This is a genomic window from Mycobacterium sp. NPDC004974, assembly GCF_053600815.1.
Window position 1 is genome coordinate 161,283 of record NZ_JBSGAQ010000014.1, and the last position, 24,634, is coordinate 185,916.

Sequence of the window (24,634 nt, forward strand, 5' to 3'; positions counted from 1 at the left end):
GCCAACACACATAGGAGCCCAGATGACCGGAAAGCTCGATGGCAAGGTCGCTTTCATCACCGGTGCGGCCCGCGGACAAGGGCGGGCACATGCGATCGCGATGGCCGCCGAAGGTGCCGACATCATCGCGGTCGACATCTGCCGCGACATCCCGTCCAATCCCTATCCGTTGGCCACGCCCGATGACCTCGCCGAAACCGAAAGGGCCGTCAAGGAACTCGGCCGGCGCGTCGTCGCCCGCGTCGCTGACGTCCGAGAGCGCCACGAGCTGCGCGACGCGGTGGAGGCCGGAATCGCCGATCTCGGGAGGATCGACATCGTGGTCGCCAACGCCGGCATTCTTCCGATGGCGATGGGCAGGCCGGATCCCATGCAGTTCGTCGACGCCTCCGACGTCGACCTGGTCGGGGTGATGAACACCGTCGCGGTCACCGTCCCGCACCTGCCCGACGGTTCGTCGATCATCGTCACCGGATCGACCGCCGGCATGATCCGGGGCACCACTGACAACCCCAACATGGGCCCCGGCGGGGCGGGCTACGGATGGAGCAAGCGCGTCGTCATCGAGTACGTCGAGGAGATGAGTCTGCACCTGGCTCCGAAGATGATCCGGGTCAACGCCATTCACCCCACCAACTGCAATACCCACCTGCTGCAGAACGACGGCATGTACTCGATGTTCCGGCCCGATCTGACCGCCGAGGGCAAGAAGGCCACCCGTGAGGATGCCGAGCCGTTGTTCACGATCTTCCAGGCGATGCCGATCCCGTACATCGAACCCGAGGACATGGCCAACCTCGGTGTGTTCCTGGCCAGCGACGACAGCCGCTACATCACCGGACAGCAGATCCGCGTCGATGGCGGCTCATTGCTCAAGTGGCCCAACGGACCTGGCCGTTAACACCGGGCATCGCATCAGAAGGAGGTGGTAGTGGGCGCCCTCATCATGCTCGGCAGCCTGTTCGTCCTGATTGCCCTCATCGTCGGCCTGGTGCTGTACTTCGACCCTGAGGCGCGGCGCCGCCCCGATCGGGAGGTCGAGCCGTGAGCGTCGACTTCCTGATCAAGGCCGGGGTGGCATTCGCGTACATCACCGGTCTGGGTTTCCTGGCCGTCGGGATCTACCTGAGTTACCGGCGCGGGCGCCTGCATCCGTTGCTGTTGCTCTGTATCTCGGCGCTGTCGTTCTCTTGGATCGAGGCGCCCTACGACTGGGCGATGTACGCGCAGTTTCCGCCAGCGCTGCCGCGGATGCCGTCGTGGTGGCCGCTCAACATGACCTGGGGCGGGCTTCCCTCGGCGGTACCCGTCGGCTACATGGGGTACTTCGTGTTGCCGGCCATCATCGGTGCGGCGCTGGGGCGTTGGGCGGCCGGGAAGTGGAACTGGCGTCGGCCGCAGACGCTGTTGCTGGTGGGCTTCGCGGTCGGGTTCTGCTGGGCCTTGTTCTTCAACGCGATCATCGGCGCGCGGCTCGGCCTGTTCTACTACGGCTACGTGATCGAGGGACTGGGCCTCTGGGAGGGGACCAAACACCAGTACCCGATCTACGACGCCATCGCGATGGGTGTCCAGATGATGGTGTTCACCTACCTGCTCGGCCGAACCGATGCCGAGGGCCGCAACGTCATCGAGATGTGGGCCGACAAGGTCTCCACGACGCGGCTGCAGTCAGCGGTGCTGTCGGTGATCGCCGTCATCGTGGTCGGGCACGCGGTCTACGCCTCGGTCTTCGCGCCGCACCTGGTCACCAAACTGGGTGGGTGGGTGACCGTGGGACCGACCGAGCAGTTGTTCCCCGGGGTGCCGAATCAGCCGAAATAGCCGGCCCGTCCCGGCGTGCAGTCGTCACGCCGGAGTGGCGGTAGCGATTCGGAGCCACTCCAGCGTGACAATGCATGAACGATCAGCGGGGCAGGTCAGTAGTTGTTGCAGCTGCCCGCGATCGAGTTGATCGGCCCGAAGTACTGCGCGGCTGCCGGGCTGCCCTGCAGTTGGGCCACTGTCTGCTGGCGCTCGACCGGTCCCGAGGCCAGGAAGTTACGCAACGCACCCTGGGCGAACGGAGAAGCGTTGAACTGCTGGGCGAGGTCGGGACGCTGAGCGTTGAGCGCCGCCATCACCTGCTCGTAGCTACATGTCGTGTTGACGACGCCGCTGAAATCGGGTTGGGCGGACGCCAGCCCCGCTGACAGCGGAACGGACAGCGCCAGTCCGCCGAGAGCGGCCGCGATGTACTTGAAAGAAGACTTGATCACCTGTTGGAACCCCCATGTTGTTCGCCCAAAAAGGCGACGCCTTGCACGTTTGCCGGACCCGGCCTCATTCGAGGTTAACAGGCGGCAGACGTACAAGGCGTCCTCGGAAATGCGGTGCCGGTTGCGCTAGTCGATGACGACGGCGTCCTTATGCTCGGTGATCGGCCGGGCCGGAAGCTGTTCGTCGCAGATGCGTTGCAGCTTCTCCAGGGTCTCGTCCAGACCCGGTCCCAGTCTCTTGCCCGGGGTGAACGTTGCAGGTAAATGCTTCATACCCTGGATGACACCGATGGTCTCGTAGTGTTCAGTGCCCTCGGGGTCACAGCGGTAGTCCGGCATCCGGTCCAGCACAGCGGTGAGCATCGACTTGAAAACCGTTCGTGCCACGTTGGAGCCCACGCACCGGTGGACGCCGATGCCGAAGCTGAAGTGCCGATTGCCCTTGCGGTCCATGATGAGCTCGTTGGGCTGCTCGAACACCGACGGATCGCGATTGGCCATTGCCCAGGAGATCCAGAGCCGCTCGCCCTCCTTGAACTGGGTGCCCTCGAACTCGGTGTCGCCGGAGAAGGTGCGTCCGTCACCGGGTGCCGGCGTGTAGAAGCGCAGGAATTCCTCGGTGGCAGCGTCGAGCAGGGCATCGCGCTCCGTGCTGAGGCGTTCGCGCTCCGCCGGGTTCTGCGAGAGCCATTCCAGTGAGTGCGCGGTGAGGGCCGTGGTGGTGTCGAAGCCGCCGCCGATGATCAACCCGAGATTGCCCAGGATCTCCAGATCCGGAGCGGGTTCACCGTCGATCCGCAGCTGCAGCAGGGCGTTGACCAGACCCGGCCGCGGGTTCTCCCGGACCTCCATCATCGTGTTGATCATGTCGATGCCCATCTGCCGGTTCATCTCCGCGACGCGTGCGGCGTCGGGTGAGTGTTCCGGCGTGGATACCGACAGGTGGGCCGGCTCGCTGTAGATCATCCATTTGTCGAGCTTGATGCCCATCATCGCCAGGGTCAGCACGGCCGGCACGATGTTGGCCAGGTCATCGACGAAATCGATACGACCGCTTTCGATCTTCTCGTCGAGGGCGGCCCGGACGATCTCGTCGACGAACGGTTTCCAGCGTTTGATCGCGGCGGGGGACAGGTACGGATTCAGCGCCCCGCGGTAGAGGCTGTGCTCCGGTTCGTCCATCTCCAGGATGCCGCCGCGAACGACGGTGGCTCGCTGCGCCTTGGGGATGGTGATGCCTTGATACGGCGTCTCACCGCTCAGATCGTGGTGGTTGGACACCACGGGGCAGCGGGCCAGCTCGAAGACCTCCTTGCTGCCCGCGGCCACCCAGTGCCCGTTGTAGACGTCGGTCCACGCCATCGGGCAGCGGGACTGCATCTCCTCGGTGATCTTCTCGAACTGCAACCGGTATTCCGGTGTGTGCCGGTCGAAGTGATAGTTGTTCTGCTTGCGGTCGTCGTCAGTCGCAACATCGTCAGTGCTGGATGCTCTTCGAGCAAGCTGCTCATCGGTGCTCACGGCGTTGGCTCCCTTGGTATTCGGGTCGACATCAATCTTCGATGACAATGGCTTGCTCGGGGCAGGAGTGTGCGGCCTCGCGGACCGCGTCCTCCTGATCAGCGGGCACCACATCGGAAACCGGTGACGAGTGGCCGTCGACGTCGTCGAGGACGAACGAGTCGGGTGCGATCATCGCGCACAGGGTGTGGCCCTGGCAGCGACTGGCATCGACCGAAACTTTCACTACGCCAATTCCTTTCGAATCTGTGGATGCTGAATCACACGTGGTAGTCGTACCACTTGAGGTAGCCACCGGCGTCGACCCGAAGCTGCATGCCGGTGACGAAGCGTGATTCGTCGGAGGCCAGCCACAGCACCGCGTTGCTGATGTCCTCGGGCTCGATGAAGTTGACCTTCATGGCCTGCTGCACACCGAACACGGGCTCGGCGTCGGCACGGGTCGGGTTCTCCAGATCCGGTCGGAACGAGCGGTACATCGGCTCGCTCTGCAGCATGTTGGTATTGCAGTTGGTGGGGTGGATGACGTTGGCGCGGATGCCGCGCACCGCCAGTTCGGTGGCCAGCGCGTGTACGTATTCGGAGATGAGCCGCTTGGAGATCATGTAGCCCATGCCGCCCGGATCGGCGCCCGGGTTGGGCTTGCTGTGGGCGTCCATCAGAGCGGCGGCCGATGCGGTCGCGATGATCGAAGCGCCCTGGGTGAGGTGCGGCAGCGCGACCTGGATGGCGTTTATCGTGCCCACGAAGTTGGTGTTGATGCCATCGGTCCAGGCTTGCATCGCGGGCTCGCCCTTCATCGCGGCGATGCCGGCCTGCGCCACGACGATGTCGAGCCTGCCGAACTCCGCGAGCCCCGCTTCCAGCGCGCCCCGCAACTCGGCTTCGTTGCGGACATCGGCCTGAGCGGTGACGATGCGGCGCCCGGTCTTCTCGACGTAGTTCTTGGTCTCTTCGAGGTCCTCTGGCGTGGCCATCGCATAGCCGACGGTGTCGTAGTTCTTACAGATGTCGACCGCGATGATGTCGGCGCCCTCTTCGGCGAGCCGGATCGCGTGGCTGCGGCCCTGGCCGCGTGCCGCGCCGGTGATGAATGCGACTTTCCCGGCAACCCTGCCTTCTGCGCTGTTTCCCACAATTGTCCTTTCGCTGATGATGTTTCGGGTGCGCGACATGCGCGTCAGGTGTTGCGGCCGCCGTTGACGCCGAGGATCTGGCCGGTGATGTAGCTCGCCTCTTCGGAGACGAAGAAGGCGCAGGCGGCGGCGATGTCTTCCGGCTTGCCCATTCGCCGCACCGGGGTCTGCTCGATCTGCTTGTCGGTGTCCCCGAGGAAGCCCTTGCCTTCGGCCTTGCGCAGCATGGGAGTGTCGATGAATCCCGGCGGCACGGCATTGACCGTGATGCCGTTCGGGCCGAGTTCCAGCGCCAAGCTCTTGGTCAGGCCGTTCACCGCGGACTTCGCCGCGACATAGGGCGACATGAAGGGCTGGCCCGAATGCGTGCTCGACGACGAGATGTTGACGATGCGACCCCAGCCGGCCTCGAGCATGTCGGGCAGTACTGCCTGGATGCAGTGGAATACGCCGTTCAGGTTGACGTCGATGATCTGCTGCCACTTCTCGAACGAGACATCGCTGAAGCGCTTGAAGCAGTCCAGGCCGGCGGCGTTGACCAGCACCGAGATCGGGCCGAGTTGGGCGCGAACCGCATTGAGTGCGGTGTCGACGGCGGCGCGGTCGGTCACGTCCGCGACATGCGCGAAATCGTCGTCCGATGGCTGTAGGTCGAGTATCGCGACGTTGAGGCCGTCGGCGCGCAACCGGGCGACGATGGCCGCCCCGATGCCCGAACCTCCTCCGGTGACAACGGCATTCTTCATGACAGTTCTCCGGCCGCCGGGCGAAGCCGGGCTTTCTCAGGGGTCAAGAATCATCCTTCCGATTATGAGAACCGTACTCTCGGAGCAGTGTGCACCGCAAGATCTGAGCGGAACCCGCGCGCCGCCTGCGCGGATGGCGGATCGGCAGCGAATAGGGCATGACTAGCTGATCTAGCTTTCACTTGAGTTCTCATCGAGCGAATGTATGATTCGCCGGTGATGAGAATGCAGTTTCCATCACAGTAGGGAATCGCCTGAGGAGGATGATGCAGCAGGAAGCGCCGACCGTCGCGCAAGAACAGCGGGCTGACCGGAAGTTGTTGATCGGCGGAGAGCTGCGCGAGACGCCGCGGACGTTTCCTTCGGTCAATCCAGCTACCGGCGAGGTGTTCGGCTACGCGCCCGACGCCACGGTCGCCGATGCCGAGGCTGCGGTCGCCGCTGCCAGGCAGGCATTCGACAACACCGACTGGTCCACCAACACCGAACTGCGGATCCGTTGTCTGGAACAATTGCACCAGGCCCTGACCGACCATCGTGACGAGCTGGCCGCACTGACCACCACCGAGGTGGGCGCCACTGCGGCGCTGTGCGCCGGTGCGCAGCTCGACCAGCCGATCGACATCGTGCGGTACTACGGCGAGCTGCTCAAGACCTACCCGCTGACCGAAGATCTCGGAAACATCGAGAGCCGCGGCATGCAGCACCACCGGTGGGTAGAGAAGGAAGCGGGCGGTGTCGTCGCCGCGATCATCGCCTACAACTACCCGAACCAGCTGGCCCTGGCCAAGCTCGCACCCGCGCTGGCCGCGGGCTGCACCGTGGTGCTCAAGTCGGCCCCGGACACCCCGCTGATCACGCTGGCGCTCGGCGAGCTGATCGCCAACCACACCGACATCCCGGCCGGCGTCGTCAACGTCCTGTCAGGCGCGGACCCCGAGGTGGGCGCCGTGCTCACCACGAGCCCCGACGTCGACATGGTCACCTTCACGGGTTCCACGCCCACCGGCCGGCGCATCATGGCCGCGGCCAGTGAGACCTTGAAGAAGGTGTTCCTCGAACTCGGCGGCAAGTCCGCCGCGATCGTCCTCGACGATGCCGACTTCAACACCGCCGCACTGTTCTCGGCGTTCAGTATGGTCACCCACGCCGGTCAGGGTTGCGCGCTGACCTCGCGGCTGCTGGTGCCGGCCAAGCACAAGGACGAGATCGTCGAACTGATCAAGAACAACTTCGGCCTGGTGCGCTACGGAGATCCGGCCGACCCCAAGACCTACATGGGTCCGCTGATCAGCGAGAAGCAGCGCGACAAGGTCGACGGCATGGTCAAGCGGGCCGTCGAGGCCGGCGCAACCCTGGTCACCGGCGGCGAGAAGGTAGACCCCGGCTTCTTCTACACGCCCACGCTGCTGGCCGATGTCGACCCGGACAGCGAGATCGCCCAGGAGGAGGTGTTCGGGCCGGTGCTGGCCGTCATCGCCTACGAAGATGACGACGACGCGGTGCGCATCGCCAACAACTCGATCTACGGGCTGTCCGGAGCCGTGTTCGGCAGCGAGGACCGCGCGCTCGGCGTGGCCCGGCGGATCCGCACCGGCACCTTCTCCATCAACGGCGGCAACTACTTCAGTCCCGACAGCCCGTTCGGCGGGTACAAGCAGTCGGGCATCGGCCGGGAGATGGGGACCGCAGGCCTCGAGGAGTTCATGGAAGCCAAGACGTTCGCCCGGGTGCTGTCATGAGCGGGCCCCTGCAGGGAGTCCGGGTTCTCGAGGTCGCGATGTACGGCTTCGTCCCCTCAGCCGGCGCTGTGCTGGGGGAGTGGGGTGCCGACGTCATCAAGGTCGAGCACGCCGTCACCGGCGACCCGCAGCGCGGTCTGCGTCAGACCGGGCCGCTGCGCGTCGAGGGCGACCCCAACCCGAACATCGAGCACGCCAACCGCGGCAAGCGCAGCATCGGGCTGGACATGTCGGTGCCGGAAGGGCGCGAGATTCTGCTCGAGCTGGCGAAGAGGGCCGATGTGTTCCTCACCAGCTTCCTGCCCGGGCACCGGCAGAAGTTCGGCATCGACGTCGACGACATCCGTGCGGTCAACCCGAAGATCATCTACGCCCGAGGTAGCGCTCTCGGCCCTCGCGGCGAGGAGGCGGTCAAGGGCGGCTACGACATGACCGCGTTCTGGTGCCGGGCCGGCACCGCCGCCACGATCACGCCGGCCGGGATGGCGGGCATGATCGCGCCACCCGGGCCTGCCTACGGTGACACCATCTCGGGCACCAACCTGGCCGGCGGCATCGCCGCAGCGTTGTTCAAGCGGGAGCGCACCGGTGAGCCGTCAGTAGTGGACGTATCGCTCCTGGGCAGCGGACTGTGGTCGATGGGCCACACCGTGGCGCTCACCCAGCACTTGAACCAACTGATGGTGACGCCGCCACCGGGCGTGCACGGGTCGCCCATCAACCCACTCGTCGGGCTGTACGGCACAGCGGACGACCGTTACATCTCGTTCGTGATGATGCAGCCGACCAAGTTCTGGGCCGACGTCTGCCGGCACATGGACCTGGAGGGCTACATCGACGACCCGAGGTTCGCCACTGCCGAATCGTTCGCGGAGAACACGCCCGACGCGGTCGAGATCCTCACCGAGGCGATGAAGAAGCGGACTTTGCCAGAGTGGAGCGAGCGATTCGCCACGCTGGCCGGTCCGTGGGCTCCCGTGCAGGACACCCTGCAGGCCGCCAAGGACGCCCAGATCCGGGCCAACGAGTACCTCGTGCAGGCGGGCGAGCTCGAGTTGGTGGCCAACCCAGTGCAATTCGACGTCACGGCGCCGAGCACCGGGCCGGCGCCGGGATTCGCCGAACAGACCGATGACATCCTGGGCGAACTCGGTCTGGACTGGGATCGCATCATCGAACTCAAGACCGCCGGCGCCGTTACCTAGGCCGCTGTCGGAATGCCCTTGATCGCCACCATCGCAATCCGTCTGTCGTGGGCGGCCGCCATAGCGGCCCACGACAACGACGGCCGTGTTGTGCAACCGCTCGTCGACCACCGCCCCAATTGTCAACTACCGGAGCAAGTTCTACGTTATTTGCCCTCGCGGCAGATAACGGGTCCGATAGCATCAGGCACTCGGGGAGCGGTCGTGGGGACGGATCTGTCCGGCTTCACCGGTAGGTCCGGTGAAGTCAACAAGATCCGCGGGAACCAGGAGGTGCGTCAAATGTACGAGCGCACCGCGCATTTGCCGGCCAATGTCGAGCCGGACGGCTCGTGCATGGATCCGCGCATGAAAGGCTTTGTTCCTCAGGCGGATTCGATTAAGACCAGGCTCCCGACCGGCCGGTTGGCATGCGCCGGGTCCGAGGTTGCGGCATGACCCCGCTGGGGCCGCAGGCCGCACCGTACGTAGTAGAGCTAATCGGGCACCGGCGCGGTGCAGCACCTAACATCGGCGCACCGACTGCGGTGTCCGCAGCCATCAGCCGGGACAGGAGTACGCATGGCGGATAAATGGTCGACGGGCGTATCGCTACGTAATCTCTCGGGTCCGATGCAGGCTGTCGGTGCGTTGTTCGCGATGTCGTTGGACGCCTTCCGGTTCATCTTCAAGCGGCCGTTTCAAGGCCGGGAGTTTCTGGAGCAGTGCTGGTTCGTGGCGCGGGTGTCGATGGCGCCGACGTTGTTGGTGGCGATCCCGTTCACCGTTCTGGTGAGCTTCACCCTCAACATCCTCCTTCGCGAGCTGGGTGCGGCTGATCTGTCGGGGGCGGGTGCGGCGTTCGGTGCGGTGACCCAGCTGGGGCCGATGGTGACGGTGCTGATCGTGGCCGGGGCCGGGGCGACGGCGATGTGTGCGGATCTGGGTTCGCGCACGATCCGTGAGGAGATCGACGCGATGGAGGTGCTGGGCATCAACCCGATCCAGCGCCTGGTGACTCCGCGAATGCTGGCGTCGGGTTTGGTGGCGTTGCTGCTGAACAGTCTGGTGGTGATCATCGGCATCCTGGGCGGCTACGTGTTCTCGGTGTTCATCCAGGACGTGAACCCCGGTGCCTTCGCGGCCGGCATCACGCTGTTGACCGGGGTGCCCGAGGTGATCATCTCGTGTGTCAAGGCCGCGCTGTTCGGGTTGATCGCCGGGCTGGTGGCCTGCTACCGCGGGCTGACCATCAGCGGCGGCGGCGCCAAGGCGGTGGGCAACGCGGTGAACGAGACCGTGGTCTACGCGTTCATGGCGCTGTTCGTGATCAACGTGGTGGTCACCGCCATCGGTATCCGCATGACGGCGCACTGAGGCAGGGGACGCAATGGGAACCATGACGATCCTGCGGTCGACGTATCCGCGGGTGACCCGGCAGTTCAACAAACCGGTCTCGACGCTGAGCCGGATCGGCGATCACACGCTGTTCTACCTCAAGGCACTGGCCGGCACTCCGCACGCGGCCATGCATTACCGCAAGGAACTGGTCCGGCTGATCGCCGAGATCTCGATGGGCGCGGGCACCTTGGCCATGATCGGCGGCACCGTGGTGATCGTGGGGTTTTTGACCCTGGCCACCGGTGGTGTGCTCGCCATCCAGGGCTATTCGTCGCTGGGGAACATCGGCATCGAGGCCCTGACCGGATTCTTGGCGGCGTTCATCAACGTGCGTATCGCCGCGCCGGTGGTGGCCGGTATCGGCCTGGCCGCGACCTTCGGCGCCGGCGTGACCGCCCAGCTCGGGGCGATGCGGATCAATGAGGAGATCGACGCGCTGGAAGCCATGGCGATCCGGCCGGTCGAATACCTGGTGTCGACCCGGATCGTGGCCGGGATGATCGCCATCACCCCGCTGTACGCGATCGCGGTGATCCTGTCGTTTCTGGCCTCCCAGTTCACCACCGTGGTTCTGCTGGGCCAGTCCGGCGGTTTGTATGACCACTACTTCACGACGTTCCTCAATCCGATCGACCTGCTGTGGTCGTTCCTGCAGGCCGTCCTGATGGCCATCACCATCCTGCTGATCCACACCTACTTCGGCTACTTCGCCTCCGGCGGCCCGTCCGGAGTCGGGGTGGCGGTCGGCAACGCCGTACGCACATCGCTCATCGTCGTGGTCTCGGTGACCCTGCTGGTGTCACTGTCCGTCTACGGCTCCAACGGCAACTTCAACCTGTCGGGTTAGGGAGAAGACTTGACACGCAACGTAGGTCCGGGTCCAGCCCACCGGTCCGAAACGACAAGTAGCGCCGCGCCGGTGGCAGCCCGCCCCGGACGCAGCTTCGGCGCGCGGAGCTCCGCGCGGCCACTGGCCGGTCTGGCGACCGTGGTCGCGATAGGCCTGATCTTCGGCCTGGCGGTCGCGCTGTTCCGCGGCAGCTTCACCAAGACCGAGCCGCTCACCCTGATCTCCGACCGTGCCGGCCTGGTGATGAACCCAGACGCCAAGGTGAAGATGCGTGGCGTGCAGGTCGGCACCGTCAGCTCGATCGAACACCGCGCCGACGGCAAGGCCGTGCTGCACCTGGCGATGAATCCCTCGCAGCTGCGCCTGATCCCCGGCAATGTTCAGGCTGACATCGCCTCGACCACCGTGTTCGGCGCGAAGTACGTCCAACTCGTCGCGCCGCCGAACCCGTCCGCCGAGAAGCTGCGTCCCGGCCAGACCCTGCAGGGCGACCATGTCACCGTCGAGATCAACACGGTCTTCCAACAACTCACCAATGTCCTCAACAAGATCGACCCGGCCAAGCTCAACGAGACGCTCGGCGCGCTGTCCTCGGCGTTCGCCGGGCGTGGCGAGGCGATGGGGCAGTCGTTGTCAGACTTCGATGCGGTGCTGAAGAAGATCGAGCCCAGCCTGCCCAATCTCACGGGCGACATCGAGAGCATGGCCGCCGTGTCGAAGGCCTACGGTGACGCGGCGCCGGACCTGCTCAAGACCATCGACAACACCAACCGGCTCAGCGACAGCATCGTGGACGAGCAGAAGAATCTCGACAACTTCCTGGTCAGCTCCATCGGCCTGGCCGACGCCGGAAACGACGTCATCGGTGGCAACCGGCAGGCGCTCAGCACCACACTGAACCTGTTGGCGCCCACCACCGATCTGCTCAACGAGTACGCGCCCGGAATCGAGTGTGGCCTCAAGGGCATGCTGTACCTCTACCACCAGCCGCCGCAGCCGGACCCAGGCGTCGTCGTCAACGTGGCCTTCACGTTGGGCATCGAGCGCTACCGCTACCCGCAGAACCTGCCCAAGGTGGCAGCCAAGGGCGGCCCGCACTGCATGGGCTTGCCGTACATCGGATTTGGTAACAAGGCCAAGTACCTCGTCACCGACACCAACGCCAACCCGTTCAAGTACGGCAACCAGGGCATCCTGTTGAACTCCGACGGACTCAAGCAGATCCTGTTCGGTCCGCTGGACGGCCCGCCACGTAACACCGCACAGATCGGACAACCGGGATGAAACGGGGCAGAACGACATTCATCAAGTTCGCGTCCTTCGCGGTGGTGATGGCCGTCCTCACGGCCTTCCTGTTCATGACGTTCTCGGAGTACCGCGGTGGTACCTACTCGGGTTACTCGGCGGTCTTCGGTGACGCGTCACGCCTTAAGGCCGGAGACTCGGTGCGGGTTGCCGGGGTCCGGGTGGGAACGGTGAAAAGTGTTTCGCTGCAACCGGACAAGTCGGTGAAGGTTGACTTCGACACCGACCGCAGTATTGCGCTGACCACCAGTACCAAGGTCGCGGTTCGCTATCTGAACCTGGTCGGGGACCGTTACCTGGAGCTGATCGACAGCCCCGGATCGACGAAACTGCTGCCCGCCGGATCACAGATTCCCAAGGACCGCACCGCAAGCGCGCTCGACCTCGATCTGTTGCTCGGCGGCCTGCGCCCGGTGATCCAGGGGCTCAACCCCCAGGACGTCAATGCGTTGACGTCCTCGCTGATTCAGATCTTCCAGGGGCAGGGCGACACTCTGGATTCACTGCTGAGCAAGACCTCGTCGTTCTCGAATACGCTGGCCAACAACGATCAGGTCATCCAGCAGTTGATCGACAACCTGAACTCGGTGGTCGGAACCCTGGCCAAGGACGGTAAGAAGGTCGACGGAACGGTCGACCGTCTCGAGCAGTTGATCAGCGGCCTGTCGCAGGACCGTGACCCGCTCGGTACGGCGGTCACCCAGCTGGACAACGGGACCGCCTCGCTGGCAAGCCTTCTCACTGAGGCGCGGCCGCCGCTCAAGGGCACGGTCGATCAGCTCAACCGGCTCGCCCCGCTGCTCGATGACCACCAGATCGTCTTGGACCGTGGTTTGCAGAAGGCCCCCGACAACTTCCGCAAGCTCGCTCGGCTGGGCTCCTATGGCAGCTGGATCATGTATTACATCTGCGGACTTGGTATCCGTGTCACCGATCTGCAGGGCCGGACCGCGTCCTTCCCGATGATCAAACAAGAAGGCGGGAGGTGCGCGGAGCCCTGATGCTTAAGTACCGCGAATCAAACCTGATCAAGGCAGGTTTCATCGGCGTCGTGCTGATGATGCTCATCATCGCCGTCGGGCTACAGCCCGAACGGCTGCAGCAGTGGGCCTCCTCGGTGCGTCATCAGGCACTGTTCACCGAGGCCGGCGGGATCGCCACCGGCAACGACGTGACCTTGTCCGGAATCAAGATCGGTTCGGTCACCGATGTGTCGCTGCAGAACGGCGACGCGTTGGTCACCTTCACCACCGAGGGCAAGTACCCGTTGGGGTCGCTGACCACCGCGCACATCCGCACCGGTTCACTGCTGGGTGAACGGGTGCTGACGTTGGAGTCCGATGGCGCCGGCACGCTGCGCACCACTGACGTGATCCCTACCTCGCGCACGTCGTCGCCGTACTCACTGACCGACGTGGTCGGTGACCTGACCACCAATTCGGCGGGGACCGACACGGCGTCGCTGAACCAGTCCCTGGACACGCTTTCGGCGACCATCGATCAGGTCGCACCGAAGCTCGGGCCGACATTCGACGGACTGAGCCGGCTGTCGAAATCGATCAACGGGCGTAACGAGAGCTTGGCCAGCCTGCTCAAGAGCGCCAGCGATGTGACCGTGGTGCTGTCACAGCGCAGCGATCAGCTGAACACGTTGATCCTCAACGCGAATGATCTGCTCGGCGTGCTCAACGACCGGCGTCAGGCCATCGTCGATCTGCTGGCGAACACCGCGGCGGTCTCGCAGCAGCTCAGTGGACTCGTCGCCGACAACGAGGCGCAGTTGGCGCCGACGCTCAAGCGGCTCAACTCGGTGACGGCGATGCTGGAACGCAACCGCGACAACATCAGCAAGGCGTTGCCGAACTTGAACAAGTTCCAGCTGTCCCAGGCCGAGACCCTGGCGAACGGCGCGTACTACAACGCCTATGTCCCGAACCTGCAGCCCGCACAGTTGCTACAGCCGTTCTTCGACTACGCGTTCGGGTTCCGGCGCGGGACGAACGCCGGTCAGCCACCGGACAATGCCGGCCCGCGGGCCGAATTGCCGCTGCCCTACAACGGAATTCCCGGAGGTTCACGCTGATGAACCGCAGTCGTTTCGGTAAGTGGCTTGCCGTGGCGTTGGTGGCGCTGCTCGTGGTCGGCGCGGCAGTCCTGCTGCGTCAGACCGTCTTCGGGCCGAAGACCATCTCGGCACTGTTCACCTCGGCCACCGGCGTCTACCCAGGTGACGATGTCCGGGTCTCCGGTGTCAAGGTCGGCACCATCGACTCCATCAAACCCGAGGGCACCCAAACCCGGGTGACCCTCAAGGTCGACCACGACGTGCCGATCCCCGCGGACGCGAAAGCGGTGATCGTGGCCCAGAACCTGGTTGCCGCGCGCTATGTGCAGCTCGCACCCGCCTACCGGTCCAGTGGTCCCACGCTGCCCGACAACGCGGTAATCGGCTTGGACCGCACCGCCGTTCCGGTGGAGTGGGATCAGGTCAAGGAACAGCTGATGCGGCTGTCCACCGACCTCGGACCGCAGAGCGGTGTCAACGGGACGTCGGTTTCCCGGTTCATCAACAGCACGGCAGACGCGATGGCCGGCAACGGTGACAAACTGCGCCAGACGATTTCCCAGCTGTCCGGCGTTGCCCGGGTCCTGGCCGAGGGCAGCGGCAACATCGTCGACATCATCAAGAACCTGCAGACGTTCGTCACCGCTTTGCGGGACAGCAACCAGCAGGTGGTGTCGTTCCAGAACCGGTTGGCCACCCTGACCAGCGTGGTCGACGGCAGCCGGTCGGACCTGGATGCCGCGCTGACGAACCTGTCGGTGGCGGTGGTCGACGTGCAGCGGTTCGTCGCGGGATCTCGCGATCAGACCTCCGAGCAGGTGCAGCGGCTGGCCAATGTCACCCAGAACCTGGTCGACAACAAGATGAACATCGAGAATCTGCTTCACGTCGCGCCCAACGCGTTCATGAACGGCTACAACATCTACAACCCGGACTCGGGCAGCGCGGTCGGGCAGTTCGTGATGAACAACTTCTCCAATCCGGTCGAGTTCATCTGCGGCGCTATCGGTGCCGTCGAGAACACCACCGCACCGGAGACCGCGAAACTCTGCTCGCAGTATCTCGGGCCGGCGTTGCGGCTGCTCAACTTCAATTACCTGCCGTTCCCGATCTCGCCGTATCTGATGCCGTCGGCCAGCCCCGAGCAGCTCGAGTACTCCGAACCGAGTCTGGAACCCGGCGGCAGTGGTGGATCGCCCATGGCGCCCGAGATTCCGCCGTCAATCTCGGCCTACAACCCTGGTCCCGAGCCGCCTCCGCCGTTCACCGGACGGGAACCCGGAGTGCCGCCGCCAGGGGCCCAGCAGCTGTTGCCGGGTGGCGAGTACTACCCGCCCAACATGCCGAACACGGTGTCGGACATGCTCAATCCGACCGGCGGGCAACCGGGTCCGCCGCCAGGGCCGCCGCCCGGTCCTCTGGCCGCCGAAGCCCCGGCGCCCGCGGCACCGTCACCAGCAGAAGGGACGCCACCAGCATGATCAGGGGAAAGCCGGTGCGACTGGCGATCGCCGTCGGATCCTGCGTTGCGCTGACCACCAGTGGGTGCGCATTCCAGGGCGTCAACTCACTTCCCCTGCCCGGGGCGGTGGGCCGGGGCGCGGACTCCAGCGTCTATCACGTCGAGATCGCGAATGTGGCTACACTGGAACCGAATTCACCGGTGATGATGAATGATGTCGTCGTCGGTAGTGTGCGCAGCCTGTCGGTGAAGGACTGGCACGCGGACGTCGAGTTCTCGGTGAAGCCCGGTGTTGTGGTGCCGGCCAACGTGGTGGCCAGTGTTGGGCAGACCAGCCTTCTGGGCTCGATGCATCTGGCGATCAACCCGCCCGCGGGTCAGGCTCCCAACGGAAAACTCCCTCCGGGAGCGACGATTCAGCTCAACAACTCGTCGACGTATCCGACGACGGAGCAGACCCTGTCTTCACTGGCCGCGGTGGTGAATGGCGGAGGACTGGGGCAAATGGGCGACATCATCCACAATTTCAGTGCCGCGATCAACGGCCGGGAAACTGATTTCCGTGACCTGCTGACCCGGCTGGATACGTTCGTCGGAGCACTGGATGCCCAGCGCGACAACATCGTTGCGTCCATCGAGGGCTTGAACCGCCTGGCCTCGACATTCGCCGGGCAACGCGATGTCATCACCCGTGCGCTGGAGAAGATTCCGCCGGCTCTCGACGTGCTGATCAAGGAACGGCCGAGATTCACGACCGCACTGCAGAAGCTGGGTACCTTCAGCGCTACCGCCAACCAGTTCGTCAACGATTCGCAGGCTGATCTGGTCAGGAACCTGAAGAACTTGGAGCCCGCGCTGAAGGCGCTGGCCAACATCGGGCCGGACCTGACTTCGGTGCTCGAATATGCCCCGCACTTCCCCTTCACCCAGAGCTTCATGGACCGGGTGATCCGAGGTGACTACTACAACCTGTTCGCGTACTTCGATCTCACCATCCCGCACCTCAAGCGCAGCCTGATGATGGGAACCCGTTGGGAGCAGGGAGACGCCCAAAACGTTCCGGTACCTGGGGATCCGGGTTATCTGAACTACACCTATGACCCGCTCAAGACCGGGGTCGCCCCACCGCCGCCGGATGCGTTCCCGCCGGCTCCGGAAGCACCACCCGCACCGGGTCTCCCGGCTCCCACTTATTCAGGTCCGGTATTGCCGGTGGTGCCACCGGCGCCGCTGACCATGCCCGGGGGTATGCCTCAACCGGTGGCCCCGGCCGCCGGGTCGACGTCGATTTTCGCGGGACCGTATGCGCCTCAAGGTGGTTCGGCCCCCAACGATCAACTGCCCGCACCTACTCCACCGACAGGGGGTGGCGGATAAATGCTCACCCGCTTCATCCGGACTCAGTTGATTCTGTTCACCGTTGCCTCGGTCGTCGGCGTGGCGGTCATGCTGTTCGCCTACATGCAGTTGCCGACGCTGCTCGGCATCGGACGTATCACGGTGAAGATGGAACTGCCGGCGACCGGAGGTCTGTACCAGTTCAGCAATGTCACGTATCGCGGGTCCCAGATCGGCAAGGTCACTTCGGTGGAGCTGACCGAGAAGGGCGCCGAAGCGACGCTGTCCCTGGACCGCTCTCCGAAGGTGCCTGCCGATCTGGCAGCCGAGGTCCGGAGCATGTCGGCGGTCGGGGAGCAGTACGTCGAGTTGTTGCCGCGAACCTCCTCCGGGCCCTACCTGGACAACGGCTCAGTGATCGCGGTGTCGAACACCAAGATTCCGCAGCAGGTCGGTCCGATGCTGGATCAGCTCAGCGCACTCGTGGACACCATTCCGAAGGACAAGCTGAGCCAGCTGTTGGACGAGTCCTACAACGCGTTCAACGGCACCGGCTATGACTTCGGTTCGCTACTCGACTCGGCTTCGACCATCACCAGGGACTCCAATGCGGTCTCGGACCAGACGCGTGGATTGATCGATGACGCCAAGCCGTTCCTTGACGCGCAAGCGCAGACCACCGATTCGATCAGAACCTGGGCGGCCAGCCTGGCGGGTATCACCGGTCAGGTTGCCGACAATGATCCCGAGGTGCGGTCGCTGCTGCGCAACGGTCCGGGTTTCGCCCAGGAGACCACGAAACTGCTCGAGCAGATCAAGCCGACCTTGCCGATCCTGCTGGCGAACCTGACCACGTTCGGCCAGATCGCGGTCACCTACAATCCGTCGATCGAGCAGCTGTTGGTGTTGTTGCCGCCGTACGTCGCTCAGCTGCAGACGTACGCGCCGACCAACAACACGAGCGGTCTGCCGATGGCCGACTTCTCGCTGGGTCTCGGTGATCCACCGACCTGCACGGTGGGATTCCTGCCGCCGTCGGCATGGCGCTCCCCGGCCGACACCTCCGTCATCGATACTCCGGACAACATCTACTGCAAGTTGCCGCAGGATTCCCCGATCGGTGTCCGCGGTGCGCGAAACTACCCGTGCATGGGGCATCCGGGTAAGCGGGCTCCCACGGTCGAATTGTGTAACGATCCCAAGGGATTCCAGCCGATCGCCCAGCGCCAGCACGCGCTCGGCCCGTACCCGATCGACCCGAGCCTGATCGCCCAGGGCGTGCCCCCGGATACCCGGGTACTGCCGGACGAGAAGATCTTCGGACCGCTCGGCGGCACCCCGCTGCCGCCGGGGGTGACCGCTCCGCCACCGGGTGCAGCGCCTGAACCGCAGCCGGCACCGAACTTCGCCGGAACCGGACCGGGTCCGCTGCTGCCGGGGCAACCGATGTACCTCGAGCCACCGGTCCCTGGCGTGCCCCCGCCACCCCCAGGCGATCCCAACGCGGTGCCCGTGCCTGCGGTGGACCAGCCGCAGGCAACCGAGATTCCGCCCGTCCCGCACGGACAAGGGGTTTTCCCGGATGCGCCCGAACTTCCCATGCCCACGCAATCCAGTGTGGCGCCGAGTGCGTTCAACGGCGGGGGCGGCCATGGGCCGTCGGTGGCGATCGCCAAGTACAACCCGCGCACGGGGGAGTACATGGGTAGCGACGGCAACCTGTACAAGCAGACGGATCTGGTGTCCCAGCCCAAGTCGTGGCAGGACCTGATGCCGACATAGTGCGAGCACGAAAAGAACCGGCCACGGGCAATCGCCCGTGGCCGGTTTCTTTGTCTGTCTTCGGTTTTCGCGTTCTTCGTCAGCCGCTGCCCCGTCGGTGCGGCTACGCAGGCCGCATGTAGAACGGCATCCGGACGGTTGGCCACTGATTGCGCCCGCACGAGCCACTGGGGCCGGTGGTCACGTCCTCGCCGGTGTATTCGCTTGAGGCAAGGTCCACGTGCCCGTCGAAGCCCACCGGGTAGATCTTGTATATCTGCATGCCCTCGATGGGGGTGCCGTCAGCGCAGAACCGCCAGTTGGGTACGACCCGCTTGATGTACCAGAGGCCGTTCGTCGTGTAGATCGGTGCCGACCAGCCGGCGTCGCTGGTCACCGTGCCGTTGCACTCGGTGGGCGAGATGCACTGGGTCGAGATGGTCCAGTTGCTACGTACCGAGGGCTGGTTCTCGTAGCGGTCGTTGATCTTGGCCCATTCGCCATTGGACGATGTGGCGAACGTGCCGTTGATACCCCACTGCTCGGCGGCGGCGGCGGGGGCGGCGCCGCTCAGGCCGACCACTGCCGCGGTGGCGACGGCCACCACGCCAGCACTTACCCGGGAGACTGACATGAACGCTCCTTCTGCCCAACCTGTCGAGGCGGTAGCCATGTTCTCAGTTTCGGAGAATATCACTATCAGCAGGTTGTCCACGTTCGATTTGACCAGGCCACCCCACCGCGCTACCGGCCTGTGGACCAGCGGCGCGTCAATCGTAGTAATATTCTCCAAAACTGAGAGTTTAATTTCCAGCTATGCGAAAGTAGCAACGTGCGTGTGACGGTGATGGCGACCGCTTCAGTGATTGTCGCCGGGATGCTGGCTGCTCCGCAGGCAAACGCGGGACCGCAGACATGTAATGACGCGTTCTGCACACCGGGTATCAACCCGAACGCAGTGCTCGGCGCTCCGTGCGACAACACCTCCTACTACGTGTTCGGGGTCGACGCACGCAACGGATGGGGACGCCTGTTGTTCTGCGGCTCACCACGGCGCTACGAGCCGCGGTGGTTCCGGTCGCCACCCATGGTGGGCATCCGCGACGAGAACAGCCTGTGCATCAACGAACTCGACTCGGTGGCCCAAGCCCCGGACGGGCTGTTCCTGAGCTGTGTACCGATGAATGGCGAACAGCGCTGGCTCCGCGGCGACGCCTGATCCAACCGACTGGGTCAACTGCTTGAAAACGCTTGAGGGCGACGCGGTTCGCGTCGCCCTCAAGCATTTTGATGTTTCGGTTGCGAGGTCTACCAGTTCCGGATCGAACACAGTGCGCCCTTGGGGCCGCTGTTCGTCTTGACCACCACACCGTCGACTGCCAGTTTGCAGTTGAATCCGGGGGTCGGAAAATTGGGCGATTCACCGCTCTGCACGAGGACCATGGCCCACAGGTCCGGATCGGCAAGCATCGCGTCGAACACCCATGGCCTGTCCGGTGCGATGTCCACATCGGCCCGCGGGCTGAACTCGTACGGATTGTGGCTGTAATCCGAGAACTGTGCGGGATCGCTGTCGCGGTAGTAGATGTGAGCCCAGTAGGGGGCATCGGCGGTCACGGTGTACTGCACGTGGTGCAGCGGCGGGCCGGCCAGCTCGGGATCGTCGGCGAATGCCGGTGCGGCCGTGGCGATTGCGCCGGCCGCCAGGGTGGCGGCCGTCGCGATGGTCAGGGCTCGGCTCGTCGGGTGGCGCATCGATCACATCCTCGTCAGGGTGAACGGGTAGGTGAAGGAGCCACCGGGAGCGCCGTCGCAGCCGGCGTCGAACGTGGAGACCATCTCGCCTGCGAGTGTGTTCGCGTCCCACGTGTAGACGTCGTGGGTCGGGATCGTCGGCCCGTAGTAGATGTCCCCGCACCGCAAGCCGTAGAACTCGTCGATCGTCAAGGTGTAGCGACCGTCGACCAGCCTCGCGTCGCCACGGTTGGAGACCGCCTTGGCGACCGGCTGGGGGATGGTCACGATGGTGACGCAGTCCTTCTGCCTGACGTCGGACCCGGGTTCGCGGCACGGCGTGATCGCTGACCACAACCACGTGTGGAAATCCCTGCGGTCGGGCATGTTGAGGCTGTAATTGCCGAAATACATGGCCTGCGACGGCGGTGCCAATGCGATTGCTGTCCCCAACCCGAGCGCGGCGCTCATCGCCATACGGATCAAGCTGGATTTCACGGGCACCTCCACGGATCAGCACTGGTCGGCTGACTATAGAACGAGATCGAGCTTCACCGTGCCGAAACCGGAATCTCGTCTTCGCCAGCGAGATTGTCATTCTCGCAATAGGAGAATAACAAATACGGGCGAAGGCGAGATCCGCGGAATCGTCTGTCGAGCGGTGGGGTCAGCGCACCGGGTTGAACGTGATGTGCAGATCGGTCAGGCCGCGCAGGATGAACGTCGGCTCGTAGGTGTAGCGACGATCGTCGGCGGGGCCGTGAAAATCCTCGTCGATACCGATGTCGGCCATCCGGTCCAGGATCCGCTCCAGCGACACCCGGCCTTCGACGCGGGCCAGTGGGCCGCCGGGGCAGCTGTGCACGCCACGGCCGAATGCGATGTGCTCGCGCACGTTCTTGCGATCGAGGCTGAACGTGTGTGGATCCTCGAAGCGGACCGGGTCGCGGTTCACCGCGCCCGGGCACACCATGAGCGTGGTGCCGGCGGGTACATCGATGTCGCCGAGCTTGGTGTCCTTCTTGGCCAGCCGGAACTGGCTCTTGACCGGGGCGTCCATCCGCAAGGCTTCCTCGACGAAGGTCGGGATGCGGCTGCGGTCGTCGCGCAGGGCCTGCTGGATGTCCGGGCGGTCGCCGAGCACCCGCAGCGACGCCGAGAGGAGCTTGGTGGTGGTCTCCTGGCCGGCGGCGAAAAGGAAGGTGGCGGATCGAACCACCTCGATGATGGGCGGTACGGAACCGTCCGGGTAGTTCGCTGTGGCGAGGGCCGTCAGCACGTCGTCGCGGGGTTCTTTCCGGCGGTCTTCGAGGTAACCGATGAACTTCTCGTCGAGCCATTCCAACGGATTGCTGGAAACGAGGTCGCCGTCGAGGGAGCCGACCTGCGCCCCGGGTCGGGGCGCGCCCAGCACGGTGCGGAACTCTTCGTGGTCTTCTTCCGGTACGCCCAGCATGTCGGCGATCACCAGGAGTGAGAAAGGCTTGGCGTAGGCGCTGAGGAACTCACACTTGCCGTCGGCGATGAAATCGTCGAGACACTGGTCGGCCAGCCGCCACATGAAGTCCTCGTTCTCCTTCAACCGGCGCGGTGTCAGCAGCCGATTGAGCAGGGAACGGGCGTTGGTGTGGTCGGGTGGGTCCATCGTGACCATGTGTTCGAACATCGGCATCTGGGAGCGATGCGCCGCAATCTGCTCGGTGATGTCCGAACCTTCAGGGGTGAAGGGCAGCGGCGGGAACGGGCCGGCCACCGCGATGCACGACGAGAAGAGATCGGAGTCCTTGAGGACCGTAGTGGCCTCTTCGAACCCGGTGATCGCCATGACGCCGTAATTCGGTTCCTTCACCACCGGACACTTGCTGCGCAGGTGGTCGAAGTACGGGTGCGGGTCGGGTACCAGCGACTGGTCGGTGAAGTAGTCGACAGTGTCGTAATTGGTCGTGCCGGAATCGCTCATGATGTGCGCTGCCTCCCGAAATCGATATGCGCTGCGGTGGTTTCGCGACGGGCTGCACCGCGCGAAGAATTATCGAAAATTGCTGAGCACCTGCTTAGCATGGCGGTAGAGTCGTGGTCAAGATCGCGTGGCTGGGCGAAAGTTACGATCAGCCGGACGTTGTTGGGGGCGGGGCGAGAGGAGGATCGGGTATGGCATCGGAGCGGAGGATCGGAGCGCCCGACGCAAAGAACCGGATCGTGCTGCTCGACGCTGCCGAGGCACTGATGATCGAGGAGGGATACGTCGCGGTCACGTCCCGCCGGGTGGCTGAGCGGGCCGGTCTCAAGCCCCAGTTGGTGCACTACTACTTCCGCACCATGGACGACCTGTTCCTGGCGGTGTTCGTGCGACGTGCCGACGAGGGGTTGGCTGCGCAGGCCGAAGCCCTGAACTCCCCGCAGCCGCTGTGGGCGCTGTGGCGGTTCGGCACCGATCCGAGCGCGACGCGCTTGACGATGGAGATGACGGGGCTTGCCAACCACCGACCGGCGCTGCGGGCTGAGATCGGCCGCTACGCCGAGATGTTCCGCGACGCGGAAACCAAGGCGATCGACGGGGCACTGCGGCGCTACGGCGTCGACTCGTCGGAGGTGCCGCCGATCGTGTGGACATTCATCGCAGCCAGTGTGTCGCGGGTGATGGTCATGGAGCAGGCTCTCGGAATGACGGCAGGCCACGCCGAGGTGCTGCAGTTCTGCGAGGACTGGCTGAGGCGTCTCGAAGGCGAGCCGCAGCCGATGGAACTGCCGGCCTGAGGCCTGCCCTTGCGCGGGCAGCCGCGAATGTCCCCCGAACCGATGGTTGCGGGGGACATTCACGTCGGATCGCCGGGGAACTAGAGCGAGAGGATGGTGGCCGAGGCCGTGCCCGGTGCGCCGTAGACCTGGGCCAGGCCGACGCGGGGGTTGCCCGGTACCTGGCGTTCGCCTGCTTCACCACGGAGCTGACGCACCAGCTCGTGCATCTGCCGTAGACCCGAGGCGCCGATGGGCTCGCCGTTGGCGATCAGGCCGCCGTCGGTGTTGACCGGGATCGACCCGCCGATCTCGGTGGCGCCGTCGGCCAGCAGCTTCTCCTGCTCGCCATCGGCACACAACCCGGTCTCGGCCATGTGGATCACCTCGGCGCCGGCATCGGTGTCCTGCAGCTGGGCGACGTCCACGTCTTCGGGTCCGATGCCCGCGGCCTCGTAGGCGGCCTTCGCCGCGAACACGGTCGGCGAGGGGTCCTCATCGAGCGGCGCCGACGTTCCGTGTACCTCGTAGGCGCCGAAGGTCCGGGTCCGGATCTCGCTGGCCCGCACGTACACCGGCTTGTCGGTGTATTTGTGGGCGATGTCGGCACGACACATGATCACCGCGGCCGCGCCTTCGTCGGGTGCGCAGAACATGTACTGCCGCAGCGGGTAGTTCAGCACCGGGGAGGCCATGATCTCCTCGACCGAGATCTCCTTGCGCCGGAACGCATTCGGGTTCTTCTCACCGTTGCGGAAGTTCTTGTTGGCCACCCGCGCCAGCGTCTCCTCGGAGATGTTGTGCTTGTGGATGTAGTGGTTGGCCTTCATCCCGAAGAACTTGGTGGTGACGAACTGGCCGTTCTCGGCATACCACTGCGGCAGCGCGAGTTTGGCCGGGTCGTCGGTGAAGGCGCCGCGCGGGTGCTTGTCCAGGCCGATCGCGATGCCGATGTCGTACTTACCCAGCCGGATCGTGTCGGCGGTCTGTTGGATCGCGCTGGCCGCGGTGGCACATGCGTTGAACACGTTGGTGAACGTGATGCCGGTCAGCCCGACCAGTCGGGTGACCGCATCGGGATTCGACACCTCATAGCTGCCGCCGAACCCGAACTGGATGTCCTTCCATTCCAGGCCGGCATCCTCCAGTGCGAATTGGATTGCCTCGGCGCCCATTTGCATCGCGGTCTTGTCGAAGCGGCCGAACGGGTGCAGGCCGACGCCGATGATGGCTACGTCATTGGTCATGTGCGCGGCCTTTCTGGGCGGGCTGGAAGGCGAAGGTGACAACGTCGTTGCCGTCTTCGTCGGTGGTGAACGGGATCATGGTGAGTTCGACGTCCATGCCGAATTGGAGTTTGGCGGGGTCGTTTTCGGTGAGGCGGCCTTCGACGCG

At 64.7% G+C, this 24,634-nt stretch carries 25 protein-coding genes; 15 read left to right on the forward strand and 10 right to left on the reverse strand.

What is annotated here, in order from left to right; all coding sequences use genetic code 11:
• The first annotated feature begins 22 nt into the window (after positions 1-22).
• Positions 23-901, forward strand: coding sequence for a mycofactocin-coupled SDR family oxidoreductase (locus ACWEFV_RS26195; protein WP_135456716.1), 879 nt, complete (start codon positions 23-25; stop codon positions 899-901).
• Between the two features lie 143 nt (positions 902-1,044).
• On the forward strand, positions 1,045-1,824 hold the full coding sequence (locus ACWEFV_RS26200; protein ID WP_450072299.1) for a spirocyclase AveC family protein: 780 nt from the start codon (positions 1,045-1,047) through the stop codon (positions 1,822-1,824).
• Positions 1,825-1,919: 95 nt separating this feature from the next.
• On the opposite strand, the gene ACWEFV_RS26205 is transcribed toward ACWEFV_RS26200, so the two are convergent.
• The 5 genes from ACWEFV_RS26205 to ACWEFV_RS26225 all read right to left on the reverse strand — a co-directional run bounded on the left by ACWEFV_RS26205 (position 1,920) and on the right by ACWEFV_RS26225 (position 5,661).
• Positions 1,920-2,258: a hemophore-related protein gene (locus ACWEFV_RS26205; RefSeq protein WP_135456712.1), complete on the reverse strand. Its 339-nt coding sequence runs from the start codon at positions 2,256-2,258 to the stop codon at positions 1,920-1,922.
• A 126-nt stretch (positions 2,259-2,384) separates the two neighbouring features.
• Entirely contained in the window at positions 2,385-3,779 is a 1,395-nt protein-coding gene (locus ACWEFV_RS26210) for a cytochrome P450 (RefSeq protein ID WP_450072300.1), read from the reverse strand.
• A 31-nt stretch (positions 3,780-3,810) separates the two neighbouring features.
• Positions 3,811-4,005 (reverse strand): ferredoxin, encoded by a 195-nt coding sequence (locus tag ACWEFV_RS26215; RefSeq protein ID WP_135456709.1) that lies wholly within the window; start codon positions 4,003-4,005, stop codon positions 3,811-3,813.
• A 34-nt stretch (positions 4,006-4,039) separates the two neighbouring features.
• Positions 4,040-4,915 carry a mycofactocin-coupled SDR family oxidoreductase gene (locus ACWEFV_RS26220; protein ID WP_286175086.1) on the reverse strand — a complete coding sequence of 292 codons (876 nt, stop codon included), beginning with the start codon at positions 4,913-4,915 and terminating at the stop codon, positions 4,040-4,042.
• A 44-nt stretch (positions 4,916-4,959) separates the two neighbouring features.
• Positions 4,960-5,661 carry an SDR family NAD(P)-dependent oxidoreductase gene (locus ACWEFV_RS26225; RefSeq protein WP_135456705.1) on the reverse strand — a complete coding sequence of 234 codons (702 nt, stop codon included), beginning with the start codon at positions 5,659-5,661 and terminating at the stop codon, positions 4,960-4,962.
• 263 nt (positions 5,662-5,924) lie between these two features.
• Between ACWEFV_RS26225 and ACWEFV_RS26230 the strand changes: the two genes are divergently transcribed.
• From ACWEFV_RS26230 to ACWEFV_RS26280, 11 genes are all read left to right on the forward strand, one after another.
• Positions 5,925-7,403 (forward strand): aldehyde dehydrogenase family protein, encoded by a 1,479-nt coding sequence (locus ACWEFV_RS26230; RefSeq protein WP_450072301.1) that lies wholly within the window; start codon positions 5,925-5,927, stop codon positions 7,401-7,403.
• Positions 7,400-8,608: a CaiB/BaiF CoA transferase family protein gene (locus ACWEFV_RS26235; protein ID WP_450072302.1), complete on the forward strand. Its 1,209-nt coding sequence runs from the start codon at positions 7,400-7,402 to the stop codon at positions 8,606-8,608. The genes ACWEFV_RS26230 and ACWEFV_RS26235 overlap by 4 nt, the downstream gene beginning before the upstream one ends.
• A 204-nt stretch (positions 8,609-8,812) precedes the next feature.
• Positions 8,813-9,046, forward strand: coding sequence for a hypothetical protein (locus ACWEFV_RS26240; RefSeq protein ID WP_450072303.1), 234 nt, complete (start codon positions 8,813-8,815; stop codon positions 9,044-9,046).
• Positions 9,047-9,169: 123 nt separating this feature from the next.
• The gene (locus ACWEFV_RS26245) at positions 9,170-9,964 is read left to right on the forward strand and encodes an MlaE family ABC transporter permease (RefSeq protein ID WP_075921044.1); all 795 of its coding nucleotides are present in this window, start codon (positions 9,170-9,172) and stop codon (positions 9,962-9,964) included.
• A 13-nt stretch (positions 9,965-9,977) separates the two neighbouring features.
• Complete coding sequence (locus ACWEFV_RS26250; protein WP_036448723.1) at positions 9,978-10,835, forward strand: MlaE family ABC transporter permease; 858 nt, start codon at positions 9,978-9,980, stop codon at positions 10,833-10,835.
• Positions 10,836-10,844: 9 nt separating this feature from the next.
• On the forward strand, positions 10,845-12,122 hold the full coding sequence (locus ACWEFV_RS26255) for an MCE family protein (protein WP_450072304.1): 1,278 nt from the start codon (positions 10,845-10,847) through the stop codon (positions 12,120-12,122).
• On the forward strand, positions 12,119-13,144 hold the full coding sequence (locus ACWEFV_RS26260) for an MCE family protein (RefSeq protein ID WP_450072305.1): 1,026 nt from the start codon (positions 12,119-12,121) through the stop codon (positions 13,142-13,144). Before ACWEFV_RS26255 ends, ACWEFV_RS26260 begins: the two co-directional genes overlap by 4 nt.
• The gene (locus tag ACWEFV_RS26265; RefSeq protein WP_450072306.1) at positions 13,144-14,226 is read left to right on the forward strand and encodes an MCE family protein; all 1,083 of its coding nucleotides are present in this window, start codon (positions 13,144-13,146) and stop codon (positions 14,224-14,226) included. Before ACWEFV_RS26260 ends, ACWEFV_RS26265 begins: the two co-directional genes overlap by 1 nt.
• Complete coding sequence (locus ACWEFV_RS26270) at positions 14,226-15,689, forward strand: MCE family protein (protein ID WP_135456691.1); 1,464 nt, start codon at positions 14,226-14,228, stop codon at positions 15,687-15,689. The genes ACWEFV_RS26265 and ACWEFV_RS26270 overlap by 1 nt, the downstream gene beginning before the upstream one ends.
• Positions 15,686-17,047, forward strand: a complete 1,362-nt coding sequence (locus tag ACWEFV_RS26275) for an MCE family protein (RefSeq protein ID WP_135456689.1) — start codon at positions 15,686-15,688, stop codon at positions 17,045-17,047. The genes ACWEFV_RS26270 and ACWEFV_RS26275 overlap by 4 nt, the downstream gene beginning before the upstream one ends.
• Entirely contained in the window at positions 17,048-18,790 is a 1,743-nt protein-coding gene (locus ACWEFV_RS26280) for an MCE family protein (RefSeq protein WP_450072307.1), read from the forward strand.
• Between the two features lie 103 nt (positions 18,791-18,893).
• On the opposite strand, the gene ACWEFV_RS26285 is transcribed toward ACWEFV_RS26280, so the two are convergent.
• Entirely contained in the window at positions 18,894-19,403 is a 510-nt protein-coding gene (locus ACWEFV_RS26285) for an Rv2253/PknI dimerization domain-containing protein (RefSeq protein WP_450072308.1), read from the reverse strand.
• Between the two features lie 213 nt (positions 19,404-19,616).
• On the opposite strand from ACWEFV_RS26285, the gene ACWEFV_RS26290 reads away from it, so the two are divergent.
• On the forward strand, positions 19,617-19,988 hold the full coding sequence (locus tag ACWEFV_RS26290; protein ID WP_036450882.1) for a hypothetical protein: 372 nt from the start codon (positions 19,617-19,619) through the stop codon (positions 19,986-19,988).
• Between the two features lie 89 nt (positions 19,989-20,077).
• On the opposite strand, the gene ACWEFV_RS26295 is transcribed toward ACWEFV_RS26290, so the two are convergent.
• From ACWEFV_RS26295 to ACWEFV_RS26305, 3 genes are all read right to left on the reverse strand, one after another.
• The gene (locus ACWEFV_RS26295; RefSeq protein ID WP_450072309.1) at positions 20,078-20,524 is read right to left on the reverse strand and encodes a hypothetical protein; all 447 of its coding nucleotides are present in this window, start codon (positions 20,522-20,524) and stop codon (positions 20,078-20,080) included.
• 3 nt (positions 20,525-20,527) lie between these two features.
• Positions 20,528-21,001, reverse strand: a complete 474-nt coding sequence (locus tag ACWEFV_RS26300) for a hypothetical protein (RefSeq protein WP_135456681.1) — start codon at positions 20,999-21,001, stop codon at positions 20,528-20,530.
• A 169-nt stretch (positions 21,002-21,170) separates the two neighbouring features.
• Positions 21,171-22,463 (reverse strand): cytochrome P450, encoded by a 1,293-nt coding sequence (locus ACWEFV_RS26305; RefSeq protein ID WP_450072310.1) that lies wholly within the window; start codon positions 22,461-22,463, stop codon positions 21,171-21,173.
• 191 nt (positions 22,464-22,654) lie between these two features.
• Between ACWEFV_RS26305 and ACWEFV_RS26310 the strand changes: the two genes are divergently transcribed.
• Complete coding sequence (locus tag ACWEFV_RS26310; RefSeq protein ID WP_135456677.1) at positions 22,655-23,260, forward strand: TetR/AcrR family transcriptional regulator; 606 nt, start codon at positions 22,655-22,657, stop codon at positions 23,258-23,260.
• Positions 23,261-23,340: 80 nt separating this feature from the next.
• Here ACWEFV_RS26310 and ACWEFV_RS26315 read toward each other — a convergent pair whose 3' ends face one another.
• Entirely contained in the window at positions 23,341-24,486 is a 1,146-nt protein-coding gene (locus tag ACWEFV_RS26315) for a thiolase family protein (protein ID WP_450072311.1), read from the reverse strand.
• Positions 24,487-24,634: the final 148 nt, after the last annotated feature.

Coding starts and splice junctions, on each gene's coding strand:
- ACWEFV_RS26195 (WP_135456716.1), top strand. CDS start 23: ATGACCGGAAAGCTCGATGGCAAGGTCGCTTTCATCACCGGTGCGGCC.
- ACWEFV_RS26305 (WP_450072310.1), bottom strand. CDS start 22,463: ATGAGCGATTCCGGCACGACCAATTACGACACTGTCGACTACTTCACC.
- ACWEFV_RS26235 (WP_450072302.1), top strand. CDS start 7,400: ATGAGCGGGCCCCTGCAGGGAGTCCGGGTTCTCGAGGTCGCGATGTAC.
- ACWEFV_RS26285 (WP_450072308.1), bottom strand. CDS start 19,403: ATGTCAGTCTCCCGGGTAAGTGCTGGCGTGGTGGCCGTCGCCACCGCG.
- ACWEFV_RS26265 (WP_450072306.1), top strand. CDS start 13,144: ATGCTTAAGTACCGCGAATCAAACCTGATCAAGGCAGGTTTCATCGGC.
- ACWEFV_RS26315 (WP_450072311.1), bottom strand. CDS start 24,486: ATGACCAATGACGTAGCCATCATCGGCGTCGGCCTGCACCCGTTCGGC.
- ACWEFV_RS26310 (WP_135456677.1), top strand. CDS start 22,655: ATGGCATCGGAGCGGAGGATCGGAGCGCCCGACGCAAAGAACCGGATC.
- ACWEFV_RS26270 (WP_135456691.1), top strand. CDS start 14,226: ATGAACCGCAGTCGTTTCGGTAAGTGGCTTGCCGTGGCGTTGGTGGCG.
- ACWEFV_RS26250 (WP_036448723.1), top strand. CDS start 9,978: ATGGGAACCATGACGATCCTGCGGTCGACGTATCCGCGGGTGACCCGG.
- ACWEFV_RS26290 (WP_036450882.1), top strand. CDS start 19,617: ATGGCGACCGCTTCAGTGATTGTCGCCGGGATGCTGGCTGCTCCGCAG.
- ACWEFV_RS26225 (WP_135456705.1), bottom strand. CDS start 5,661: ATGAAGAATGCCGTTGTCACCGGAGGAGGTTCGGGCATCGGGGCGGCC.
- ACWEFV_RS26295 (WP_450072309.1), bottom strand. CDS start 20,524: ATGCGCCACCCGACGAGCCGAGCCCTGACCATCGCGACGGCCGCCACC.
- ACWEFV_RS26280 (WP_450072307.1), top strand. CDS start 17,048: ATGCTCACCCGCTTCATCCGGACTCAGTTGATTCTGTTCACCGTTGCC.
- ACWEFV_RS26275 (WP_135456689.1), top strand. CDS start 15,686: ATGATCAGGGGAAAGCCGGTGCGACTGGCGATCGCCGTCGGATCCTGC.
- ACWEFV_RS26260 (WP_450072305.1), top strand. CDS start 12,119: ATGAAACGGGGCAGAACGACATTCATCAAGTTCGCGTCCTTCGCGGTG.
- ACWEFV_RS26230 (WP_450072301.1), top strand. CDS start 5,925: ATGATGCAGCAGGAAGCGCCGACCGTCGCGCAAGAACAGCGGGCTGAC.
- ACWEFV_RS26245 (WP_075921044.1), top strand. CDS start 9,170: ATGGCGGATAAATGGTCGACGGGCGTATCGCTACGTAATCTCTCGGGT.